Below are 10,218 nucleotides of genomic sequence, written 5' to 3' on the forward strand. Positions count from 1 at the left end.
GGTTAAGCGGGCTACTATATTCCTTATCAGTACGTTACGATTTATTTGAAATTTTTGTTTAAAATGTTGATAATTTTCTCAATATTCGTAGTCCCTAAACGGACCATCCCTTTAATTCGAATAGGCACTGTAAACCAATAAATTATAGAAATCGCAATGGAAAAAACTTGTACAGAAGTATGGAAGAACTGTCTTCAAATTATTAAGGATAACATTCCGAGTCAAAGTTTCAAAACTTGGTTCGAGCCAATAACAGCCCTTAAATTGGAAGGTAAGGTTTTAACTATACAGGTGCCAAGTTTGTTCTTTTACGAATGGCTTGAAGAACATTATGTAGGCTTGCTACGCAAGACTGTAAAGAAACAACTTGGAGAGGATGGCAGGTTGGAATATAACATCGTTGTAGATAAATCATCAAACAGCGGTAATCCTTATACGACCAATATGCCCTCAAATGGAAATGGAGCGGAGGCAAAGGTACAATCGATGCCGATTCCGGTTTCCATTAATAAGGATATTAAAAACCCTTTTATTATCCCTGGATTAAAAAAATTAAATGTTGATCCACAATTAAACTCTAACTATACTTTCGAAAATTATATTGAGGGAGATTGCAACCGCTTGGCGCGTTCTGCAGGTTACGCTGTAGCTGCTAAACCAGGTGGTACATCTTTTAACCCTCTGATGATTTACGGTGGCGTAGGTTTGGGTAAAACACACCTGGCGCAGGCAATCGGTAACGAGATTAAACGCAGCATGCCAGATAAACTGGTGATCTATGTAAGCTGTGAGAAATTCTGCCAGCAGTTTGTAGATTCATTAAAAAACAACACCATTAACGATTTCGTTAATTTTTATCAGGCAATGGATGTAATCATTATGGATGATGTACATAACTTTGCCGGTAAAGAAAAAACACAGGATATTTTCTTCCACATTTTTAATCACCTGCACCAATCGGGCAAACAGGTCATCTTAACATCTGATAAAGCACCGAAAGATTTAGCTGGTTTGGAAGAGCGTTTGTTAAGCCGTTTTAAATGGGGTTTATCAGCAGATCTACAGATTCCTGATCTGGAAACCCGTATTGCTATTTTAAGAAAGAAAATGTATGCTGATGGTATTGAGTTACCAGGCGAGGTGGTAGAATATGTGGCACACAACATTGATAACAATGTACGTGAATTAGAAGGTGCTATGGTATCTCTTTTGGCACAGGCTACTTTGAATAAAAAAGAAATCGATTTAGCCCTTGCTAAGCAGATGTTGAAGAACTTCATTAAAAATACTTCTAAAGAAATTTCAATGGAATATATCCAGAAATTGGTTTGCGAGTATTTCGAGGTTCCTGTAGATATGGTTAAATCGCAAACACGTAAACGCGAAATTGTTCAGGCACGTCAGATTTCGATGTACCTTTCTAAAAGTCATACTAAATCATCGTTAAAAACGATTGGCGCTTTCTTCGGCGGTCGCGATCACAGTACCGTAATTTATGCCTGCCAAACGGTGGAAGATTTAATCGATACCGATAAAAAGTTTAAAGCTTACGTACACGATATCCAAAAGAAATTAAAAATGAGCTAAACCAGGTTCAGGAACAGAAAGGTAGAAGGGTTTAAATAAAATCTTTCGTTCCTGATCAAAAGTTAATGCATTAAACAATAAAGGCCAGATATTTTATCTGGCCTTTATTGTTTCTGTTTTTCTGTAAAATAAATTAAAGTTTCTCTAATTCTGCTAAGCCATATAATAAAGCCGCAACATGAAGTGCCTGGGCTATTTTATTATCCTTAATCAGTTGTTTTAACTCATCAATGGTATACTCTTCAACATTTAATATTTCATGTTCATCTAAATGCTGCTCATGTGTTTTAATACCACCTGTTAAGAAATAAGTAAAGGTCCTGTTATCAGATGTTGCAGGATTGGGATAAAGCTCAGCTATAAGTTTGCAGGTTTTAAAACTGTAACCGGTTTCCTCTAAAAGTTCACGTTTAACAGCAAACTCAGGTGCTTCATCGCCATCAATTACACCACCCGGAACTTCAAGTGAAACAATATCGGCCGCATGCCGGTACTGGCGTACCATGATTATTTTTCCTTCTTCAGTTAATGCAATCGCATTTACCCAGTTTGGATACTCTAAAACATAATAATCGTCTTTTATAATACCTCCGGGAAGTTTAACTTCGTCTACCCGCAAGGTAGCCCACTTCTCTCTTACTAAATATTTAGAGGCTATCTTCTGCCACTTTTCTATAATCATTGATGTATGTTGTTTGTTTTGTGCCATGCGATAGGCATTTAGCGCAAGTATTGTTGTATCGTTTTCTGACGGTGCAGGTTGACCAAATGTACAATCTTATGCCGATCTGACAGGTAATTATAAACTAAATTCAGCTTTGGGGCAATCATTTGGTTCCGATCCGCACTAATACCTAACTCGTAATATAAAAATTCGCTCAATGAGTCGAGTTTTTCCGGAGGAAGGTTCCCTTCAGTCAACCAGTTTTCAAAAACAGCCAGCTCTTCACCTTCCAGAATTTCTTTTGGCAATTGAAAGCCGCTTTCCATGGTTTCGTCAAAAAGATGATTGGCCTCTGCCAACTTGCCCTCTAATTTTAATCCCATAATACGGGCTAAAACCTGCGCAAGTTTCTGTATTTCTGCTGTGATTAAATCTCTTCTGTACATTATTGTTGTAATGTTTTAACCTGTTGGAAAGTGGTAACGTTCAAAACGGAGTAGATTCTAACTTAATGACCAATAACCAATGAACCAATGACCAACGAACCAATGAGTTTACCAGCTTCCACTGCTACCACCACCACCAAAGCTTCCTCCGCCAAAACCACCGAATCCGCCACCGCCTCCGCCTGAAGAGCCGCCTCCCCAGCCACCGCTGCTTCGTCCACCGCCACCGCTTCCAAAAAGCATGGCCCAGAACAAAGCGTTGGATGCACCCCGGCCACCAATCACTTCGCTGCCACCGCCACCACCTTTACGCATAATAATGATGATCACGATGACGATAATGATAATAATGATGATACTGCCTGAGCCACCTTTCTTTGAAGAAGCTTTTGGACTATCATTTTTATATTCGCCCCTGGTGTATTTTATAATCGAAGTAGTCGCTTCATCCAGACCGGCATAATAATTTCCTGCTCTAAAATTGGGTTTAATGTCGTTATCAATAATACGTTTGGCATAAATATCGGGTAATGCACCTTCTAAGCCATAACCTGTTTGGATAGAGATTTTTCGATCGCCAACGGCCACAACAATCATAATACCATTGTTTTTGCCACTTTGGCCAACTCCCCATTTTCTGCCCAGTTCTACAGCGTATTCGTTAATGTCATAATCACCGACTGATTTTAGTATCGCTACGGCAATCTGTGTGGAAGACGAATCATTAAAAGCTACTAATTTAGTTTCCAGTTGCTGCTTCTGATCGGATGATAATACATTAGCGTAATCATTAACCAGTGTGCTTGGTTTTTCTGGAAAATCCTGTGCAAAGGCGAAAGTGAATAATAAACTCAGTAACGAGAAAAGGAATATTTTCTTCATCGTTTATTTGTGTTCTAGGTTATCCATAAAAACAATATCATTTGGCAATTCATTAATATCGCCTTTTTGAGGTGGGAAGAACAAGGCTAGCTTTTCTCCGGCCAAGGCTACACCTGCTATAATGCCATCGGCTAAATTGCCTTTTGCAAAGTGTGCGGTCATCGCTATTTTAGCTGTTTCCCAAAAATTTTCAGGTACTACCTGGTTGATGCCTACATCGCCAATAATGGCAAATTTATGATCGGCATGTGCCAGATAAATCAGCACCCCATTTCTTTTAGCTGTTTTGTCCATATCCAGCTTGGTGAAATACTCGATAGCTTTCTCGTATGGATCGCCTGCGCAATGTTTGTCAATAGCAATCCTAATTTCTCCGGAAGTTGCTCTTTCTGAATCGGAAATCGCGTTTGCTATTTTTTCTTGTTCAATATCTGAAAATAACGACATATGCTTATTATGTATGAAGTAAAAAGGGTAATAAATGCTTTTTAATAAACATTCACTACCCTTATATATTGTGTGGAGAATATTAAAATTCTACTTTAGGGGCGTCTTTTGCAGTAGCATCGGCCTCAAAATATCCTTTAGCTTTAAAGCCGAACATGCCAGCAGTTAAATTGGTTGGGAACGATCTGATTTTACCATTATACTCCTGTACCGCATCGTTAAAATCTTTACGGGCAACGGTAATCCTGTTTTCGGTACTTTCTAACTGTGCCGATAAATCACTGAATTGCTGTGTAGCCCTTAGTTCAGGATAGTTTTCGGTAATCGATAATAGTTTGCCTAAAGCCTGGCTCAATTGTCCTTGAGCTGCCTGGTATTTCTGAATGTTTTCTGGTGTCAGTTCATCCGCTTTAACCGTCATCTGTGTTGCTTTTGCACGTGCTTCGGTTACAGCAGTTAAAGTACCCTGCTCAAATTTAGCCGCGCCTTTTACTGTAGCTACCAGGTTCGGAATTAAATCTGCTCTTCTTTGATACTGGGTTTGCACAGTTCCCCATTTCGATTTAACGTTTTCATCAAGTTTAACCATGCTGTTATATCCGCATGAACTTAAAGTGCTCACTGCAATAACTGCAGCTAAAATTCCAAATATTAATCTTTTCATTTTTATGGTTTTTGTCTTTTTAATAGAATTGATTTATGGTCAATTTACGAATTAGATATCAAATTGCATGCCTTTGTTACACTTTCAATAATTATCTGCCAGGTTGGCAAGCTTAGGGTAATGTTTAAACTGATGTTTTTGTTTTGAAGCGCAAGGACATTCGCTTTTTTTAATGTTTGCTCCCGCTCTTTGCTTTACTTCGTGTCCGCTCCGATCGGGGCTAAAAACTTTGGGCTGTGGCACGGAAAACCTGCATAGTAGCAACAAAGCTGCCAGCTAAACCAGATCGAACGGATCCCGACGTAAAGTCGGGAGGAGGTAGAGCGGGAAGAAAGTGGCTTATGGAATACTGCGGTGGCTTTCCAAAAAAAACATAAAAGCATTATTTTAGTCTGCTGATAATTTTTAGTCATATTCTGAAATCATCAAATATGCTATCAGTTGCCTATCTTTGTACCGTTCGGGATAAAAACCTGACATGATATGCAAAAAGACATCGAAATTACGTTGCTCCCGCATGAGGTAGAGCAAACAGAGTTGATTAAGCAGAAGCTGGCTGAAGCCTTAAAATTGCCTGGATCAAGAATTAAAGGTTATGAAATCCTGAAACGATCGATAGATGCCCGCTCCCGAAAAGTGATATTCCGACTTCAGGTAAAAGTTTTTGTCGATGAGGAAGCCATTCCCGAAGTATACACCATTAACTATAAAAATGTAAGTGATGCCAAACCTGTAATTATAATCGGCGCTGGTCCGGCGGGGTTATTTGCAGCTTTACAGTGTATCGAAAATGGATTAAAACCCATTATTATCGAACGTGGCAAAGATGTAAAGCAACGCCGGAGAGATTTAGCTGCTATAAATAAGCAGGGATTAGTGAATACCGAATCTAATTATTGTTATGGCGAGGGTGGCGCCGGAACCTATTCGGATGGTAAACTGTATACCCGATCGAATAAACGGGGTGATATTAATAAAGTACTTCAGGTTTTTGTAAACCATGGCGCAGAAGCTGATATTGCTATCGATGCCCGTCCACATATTGGTACGAATAAACTTCCACATATTATCACTGCTATCAAAGATACCATCCTGAATGCCGGGGGCGAGGTGATGTTCGATAGCCGGATGACTGATATTTTAATTGAATTCGGAAAAGTAAAAGGAATTGAGATCAATTTTGAAGAAAAGTTGTTTGCTGATGATATTATCCTGGCAACAGGTCATTCTGCAAGAGATGTGTACGAATTGTTGAACAGTAAAAATATCCTGATTGAGGCCAAACCATTTGCTTTAGGTGTGCGGATTGAGCATCCTCAGGAAATTATTGATTCTGCCCAGTATCATTGTGATATTAGATCGGAGTTTTTACCTCCCGCGTATTATAGTTTAGTTGAGCAGGTTGGTAGCCGTGGCGTATTCTCTTTTTGTATGTGTCCGGGAGGTATTATTGCACCTTGTTCCACCGGCGAAAATGAAATTGTGGTAAATGGCTGGTCGCCATCTAAAAGGAATAATCCTTATGCCAATTCAGGCACCGTGGTACAGGTTACCTTAAATGATGTTCAGGGTTACGATCCGCTTAGGATGTTGCACTTCCAATCTGAAATTGAAAAAATGGCTTTTGAGGCTGGTGGTGGCAACTTAGTAGCGCCTGCACAAAGAATGGTGGATTTTGTGAACAATAAACTATCGATCGATTTACCGAAAAATTCTTATTTGCCGGGAACCAAAAGTTCGATGCTCGATAATATTTTACCCGATTTCGTATCAGATAGTTTACGCGCTGCATTGCCTTTGTTTGGGAAAAAGATTAGAGGCTATTATACAAATGAAGCTATTTTGGTGGGGGTAGAGAGCAGAACGTCTTCTCCGGTCAGAATTCCGAGGGATAAGGAAACTTACCAGCATCCTCAGGTAAAGGGCTTGTATCCTTGCGCAGAAGGCGCAGGTTATGCGGGTGGGATTGTATCGGCAGCTATAGATGGAATTAACTGTGCAAATGCAATATTAAACGCATCTTAACAAACTTTATATGGCCCCAATTGTTGTTTAGGTATGTTTAATATTACAAACGAAATTAAAAAGGCATTTAATGGCGATGCCTGGCATGGGAACCATGTAATGCAAACGCTGAATAACGTTAACCCCGAAAGTGCGTTTAGTCACTTTGTGCCGGGTGCGCATTCTATTGCTGAAATTGCTTTGCATTTAACGGCCTGGACAGAAGAAGTGACTTCAAGACTGAGTGGGAAACCAGCAACAGAACCCGCAATGGGCGATTGGCCAATACCCGAAAGCAGGACACCCAAGGCTTGGGAACGTATTATCTTTAATTTTAAAATTGCAAACGAAGAGCTCATCCGCCTTTGTGAAACCATAAAAAATAATCAATGGGATGATGAAGTGAAGAGTGAGCGGAATCCGACTTTGGGAACAGGTGTAACCAATGCAGAGCTTTTAAGTGGTTTGGCACAACACCACGCTTACCATTCCGGTCAAATTGCTTTACTTTCTAAATTTTAATATTTAATCCGTGTAATCTCTCCATCTGTGTAATCAATTTCAAAATGAAAAAGACACTTATAATCGGCGCATCGCCAAACCCTTCAAGATATGCCTATAAAGCAGCCAATATGCTCAAGCGCTTCAATCACGAAATTGTTAATGTGGGCATAAAAAAAGGAGAGGTTGCAGGCGTAGAAATTGAAGAACCGGGTCTGATCCACACTGATATAGATACCATAACCTTATATATTGGCCCATCCTTACAGGCTCAGTACCACGACTATATCCTGGAAACCAAACCAAAGCGGGTAATTTTCAATCCGGGAACTGAAAATTACGAGCTCGAAAAACTATTGGATCAACACAATATCGAACCTGTTGAGGCCTGTACTTTGGTATTGTTAAGCACAGGGCAATATTAAAATTTATAAACTACGCCCCAGTTTACATAATCTGCCTGGGCAAAATGCATATAGGTTTTAGCCTGCAAGCCAATATGAGGTGTAATGTTAAAAGTGGGGCCAAAGGTCCAGTACCAGGTCGCCTTATCCATTAATCTGTTATAATGGATATATTTTCCAATCTGCGCGGCAACAGTTACACGCCATAGGTTGATATCAGCGCCAATACTGATCCCTGTACGCCATTTATCATAAGAAGTACCATAGTTCTGGAAGGTTTCTCCATAATTATTCGGATCAAATACAGTATAATAATATACAGCATCAGCACCTGCTTTAAGCGACATTACGTCATTCAGGTAAAAATTGTAGCCGGCATATAATCCGCTTTTGTATAAACTTTTTGTTCTGTTGCCAAATACACCCCTTGCGCCTAAACCTGCACTAAGCTCAATAGAATTACGCTGTAAAGTGGTGTAGGTACTTTTTCGTTCAGCAGTTAATGTTTTAGGATTGTTGAGTTTAAGTCCGACGTAAATATTTCCGGTATTCAATCCCCCGTTCGGAACAGTGGCGCCTCCGTTGGATACATGCAGAAAACCGAGACCTACTAATAAATCGGCGTATTTGCTCATCGGCAGCTCCATTCCTAAATCTGCTTTAATGGTTTCATTAATCGGGCTTCCCAGAAACCTGTTTTTGGTATTATTAAAGTAATACTTGTTTGTATAACCCAAACCAACGCCTGGTGTAAAATTAAATTTAGCTTTTCCAACTTTAAATAGTTGAAAATCCATCTGGGCCACCAGGCCATATACCTGACCAAAAGCATTGGCCGAAGTATCTTTTGTGCCTTTCAGTTTGCTCAGGTTTCTAAAAACAAATCCGATGCCGTAAGATTTGGCGCCACCAAATCCGATCCACTTATCACTGTTCTGGCTGATGTCCTTAAAATAAGCTGCATCAAATCCTGTAATCTGATCCTGAAACAAGTGTCCCTGATCATTATTTACATGCGTACCAAATATGGGTTTAAAAATAATCGAATGATTTTCCGGGGCAATTTGAGCCTGAGCAGATGCTAAGCTTATAATAACGAGAATAAAAGAGAGTAGTTGTTTTTTCATTAGCTTTTACTAAAACGGTAAGCAAGACTATAAAAGGCGTAGCGGTAACCAGTGGCACTGTTTTTAACTTCGTTCGAAGTAAAAGTAGCGGTATAATTGGCGGTCCAGCGCGCAATGGCGAAAGTTAACCCCACCTGGGTGGTAAAAATAATCGGTTTGGGCTTAAAGGTAATGGGCCCTTTATCATTCAAAAACAATCCCCCCTGCAAACTCGAATCGAAGGCAACCGCATGTAACTGCGGGCTAACGGAAAGGAAAAGTTCATATTTGCGTTCTGCTTTGTTCGTGTGGTTATTACTCACCAGGCTATTAAAAGCCGACGAACCATCCATGTCATTAAATCTGCCCAGGCGGAACATTGCACCAAGATTTGCTTTTGTAATCACGTTACCAATCGTTGCTGAAGTTGTTCCCGTAATATCGAATATTTTATTGTTTGTGCTCAATAAAAGCCTATTGTACTCTACCCCCAGGTTTAATGTTGGTTCGCTGTTTAGGCCATACTCCCATCCTTCAATCTGATTTTGGCCAACCAGTTTATGAAATGCTTTCTGAAACTCTTCACCCAAAGCATCTTTTCCGGTAAGTCCAATCTGTGCAGAAACCTTTAGCATTTGTTTGTTGGTATAAAAACGGCTATAATTTGCTTCGCCATAAAGATATGCTGTAAAAGGGCGGTCGTGTAGGGCAGGGTTTGGTACAAAGCTGTAATACGGATTGTATATTTTTTGACCAAGTTCGAAACCGATAATCTCTTTGCTTCGCCCTGCTTTTAAATGCGCTCCATCCAGGGCATGCCTGTATTTAATAAAAGCACCATTTGTATAATAACGATCACTGGTAATATCGATATAAGCATCGTTCTCAGAAATCACAACAAGTTCGTTTTTATAATTTTGCGCATAACCGATTTCTGCTATGCTGATAAACAGCAGAGAAAGGTATAGTTTGAGCATCAACTTCATTTATTTGAATGGTTTAATAAAGCCATAAAAGTATTAATTATTGTTCAAAAATTCGATACGATAGTTGTTCGACTTAGTTACTACTTATATATTACGCAGGTTGTTTATTTATAATTCTTTTTAGTAAAGCAGGTTTAGTGCTACTATCGAGGTTCGTTCCTGCTTTTCATTTCTCCCGACTTTACGTCGGGATTCATTTCAATCAGGTTTATTTTGCAGGGGCTGACTGGCTGCAGGGAAAACTTCGGAAGTGCTGGGTATGTCGCGCCAGTAAACACTTGTTTCCTTAAAAAGTTTTGACCGTCACGACATTTTTTCCTATTGAAAACCATAGGGTTACCTCAATCCTTCGGTTAATCGGCAGAAAAGCTTTGCAGAAGCATTAATTTTTTCTACTTTTGCATCCCGCTTCGGAGGAAGGGTTTAGGTTGAAAGAATGGCATAGCGAGATGGAGAGCGAGATTTATTTTAAAATAAATATTGCGGGAGAAGAAAAGATTGCTACCTTTGCAGCCCGGTTCGGAAGG

At 39.7% G+C, this 10,218-nt stretch carries 11 protein-coding genes; 4 read left to right on the plus strand and 7 right to left on the minus strand.

All coding sequences use genetic code 11. The annotated features are described in order from the left end of the window. Positions 1 to 156: 156 nt before the first annotated feature. Positions 157 to 1,587 carry a chromosomal replication initiator protein DnaA gene (gene dnaA / locus AC04QZ_RS14570; protein ID WP_029275646.1) on the plus strand — a complete coding sequence of 477 codons (1,431 nt, stop codon included), beginning with the start codon at positions 157 to 159 and terminating at the stop codon, positions 1,585 to 1,587. Positions 1,588 to 1,720: 133 nt separating this feature from the next. On the opposite strand, the gene AC04QZ_RS14575 is transcribed toward dnaA, so the two are convergent. From AC04QZ_RS14575 to AC04QZ_RS14595, 5 genes are all read right to left on the minus strand, one after another. After that, a complete protein-coding gene (locus AC04QZ_RS14575) occupies positions 1,721 to 2,296 on the minus strand; it encodes an NUDIX hydrolase (RefSeq protein ID WP_478358338.1) in 576 nt (191 codons plus the stop codon). An 11-nt stretch (positions 2,297 to 2,307) separates the two neighbouring features. Continuing rightward, complete coding sequence (locus AC04QZ_RS14580) at positions 2,308 to 2,697, minus strand: hypothetical protein (RefSeq protein WP_478358339.1); 390 nt, start codon at positions 2,695 to 2,697, stop codon at positions 2,308 to 2,310. Positions 2,698 to 2,805: 108 nt separating this feature from the next. Then, positions 2,806 to 3,579 (minus strand): TPM domain-containing protein, encoded by a 774-nt coding sequence (locus AC04QZ_RS14585; RefSeq protein WP_478358340.1) that lies wholly within the window; start codon positions 3,577 to 3,579, stop codon positions 2,806 to 2,808. Positions 3,580 to 3,582: 3 nt separating this feature from the next. Next, positions 3,583 to 4,026, minus strand: coding sequence for a TPM domain-containing protein (locus AC04QZ_RS14590; protein ID WP_086544663.1), 444 nt, complete (start codon positions 4,024 to 4,026; stop codon positions 3,583 to 3,585). Between the two features lie 82 nt (positions 4,027 to 4,108). Then, the gene (locus tag AC04QZ_RS14595; protein ID WP_029275651.1) at positions 4,109 to 4,690 is read right to left on the minus strand and encodes a LemA family protein; all 582 of its coding nucleotides are present in this window, start codon (positions 4,688 to 4,690) and stop codon (positions 4,109 to 4,111) included. A 483-nt stretch (positions 4,691 to 5,173) separates the two neighbouring features. On the opposite strand from AC04QZ_RS14595, the gene AC04QZ_RS14600 reads away from it, so the two are divergent. From AC04QZ_RS14600 to AC04QZ_RS14610, 3 genes are read left to right on the plus strand one after another with little or no spacing between them, the layout of a single operon-like run. Further along, positions 5,174 to 6,715, plus strand: a complete 1,542-nt coding sequence (locus AC04QZ_RS14600) for an NAD(P)/FAD-dependent oxidoreductase (RefSeq protein ID WP_478358341.1) — start codon at positions 5,174 to 5,176, stop codon at positions 6,713 to 6,715. A gap of 33 nt (positions 6,716 to 6,748) precedes the next feature. Further along, complete coding sequence (locus AC04QZ_RS14605; RefSeq protein WP_478358342.1) at positions 6,749 to 7,216, plus strand: DinB family protein; 468 nt, start codon at positions 6,749 to 6,751, stop codon at positions 7,214 to 7,216. A 44-nt stretch (positions 7,217 to 7,260) separates the two neighbouring features. Next, positions 7,261 to 7,620 (plus strand): CoA-binding protein, encoded by a 360-nt coding sequence (locus tag AC04QZ_RS14610; RefSeq protein ID WP_086544666.1) that lies wholly within the window; start codon positions 7,261 to 7,263, stop codon positions 7,618 to 7,620. Here AC04QZ_RS14610 and AC04QZ_RS14615 read toward each other — a convergent pair. Both AC04QZ_RS14615 and AC04QZ_RS14620 read right to left on the minus strand, forming a co-directional pair. Then, the gene (locus AC04QZ_RS14615) at positions 7,617 to 8,726 is read right to left on the minus strand and encodes an acyloxyacyl hydrolase (RefSeq protein WP_478358343.1); all 1,110 of its coding nucleotides are present in this window, start codon (positions 8,724 to 8,726) and stop codon (positions 7,617 to 7,619) included. The two genes, AC04QZ_RS14610 and AC04QZ_RS14615, sit on opposite strands and share 4 nt — an antisense overlap. Next, positions 8,726 to 9,691, minus strand: coding sequence for a lipid A deacylase LpxR family protein (locus tag AC04QZ_RS14620; RefSeq protein ID WP_478358344.1), 966 nt, complete (start codon positions 9,689 to 9,691; stop codon positions 8,726 to 8,728). Before AC04QZ_RS14620 ends, AC04QZ_RS14615 begins: the two co-directional genes overlap by 1 nt. Positions 9,692 to 10,218 lie beyond the last annotated feature (527 nt).

The organism is Pedobacter folensis (assembly GCF_056490665.1).

Bases quoted from the DNA above. Each gene is read 5' to 3' on its own strand.
- dnaA (WP_029275646.1), top strand. From the start codon at position 157: ATGGAAAAAACTTGTACAGAAGTATGGAAGAACTGTCTTCAAATTATT.
- AC04QZ_RS14575 (WP_478358338.1), bottom strand. From the start codon at position 2,296: ATGGCACAAAACAAACAACATACATCAATGATTATAGAAAAGTGGCAG.
- AC04QZ_RS14580 (WP_478358339.1), bottom strand. From the start codon at position 2,697: ATGTACAGAAGAGATTTAATCACAGCAGAAATACAGAAACTTGCGCAG.
- AC04QZ_RS14585 (WP_478358340.1), bottom strand. From the start codon at position 3,579: ATGAAGAAAATATTCCTTTTCTCGTTACTGAGTTTATTATTCACTTTC.
- AC04QZ_RS14590 (WP_086544663.1), bottom strand. From the start codon at position 4,026: ATGTCGTTATTTTCAGATATTGAACAAGAAAAAATAGCAAACGCGATT.
- AC04QZ_RS14595 (WP_029275651.1), bottom strand. From the start codon at position 4,690: ATGAAAAGATTAATATTTGGAATTTTAGCTGCAGTTATTGCAGTGAGC.
- AC04QZ_RS14600 (WP_478358341.1), top strand. From the start codon at position 5,174: ATGCAAAAAGACATCGAAATTACGTTGCTCCCGCATGAGGTAGAGCAA.
- AC04QZ_RS14605 (WP_478358342.1), top strand. From the start codon at position 6,749: ATGTTTAATATTACAAACGAAATTAAAAAGGCATTTAATGGCGATGCC.
- AC04QZ_RS14610 (WP_086544666.1), top strand. From the start codon at position 7,261: ATGAAAAAGACACTTATAATCGGCGCATCGCCAAACCCTTCAAGATAT.
- AC04QZ_RS14615 (WP_478358343.1), bottom strand. From the start codon at position 8,726: ATGAAAAAACAACTACTCTCTTTTATTCTCGTTATTATAAGCTTAGCA.
- AC04QZ_RS14620 (WP_478358344.1), bottom strand. From the start codon at position 9,691: ATGAAGTTGATGCTCAAACTATACCTTTCTCTGCTGTTTATCAGCATA.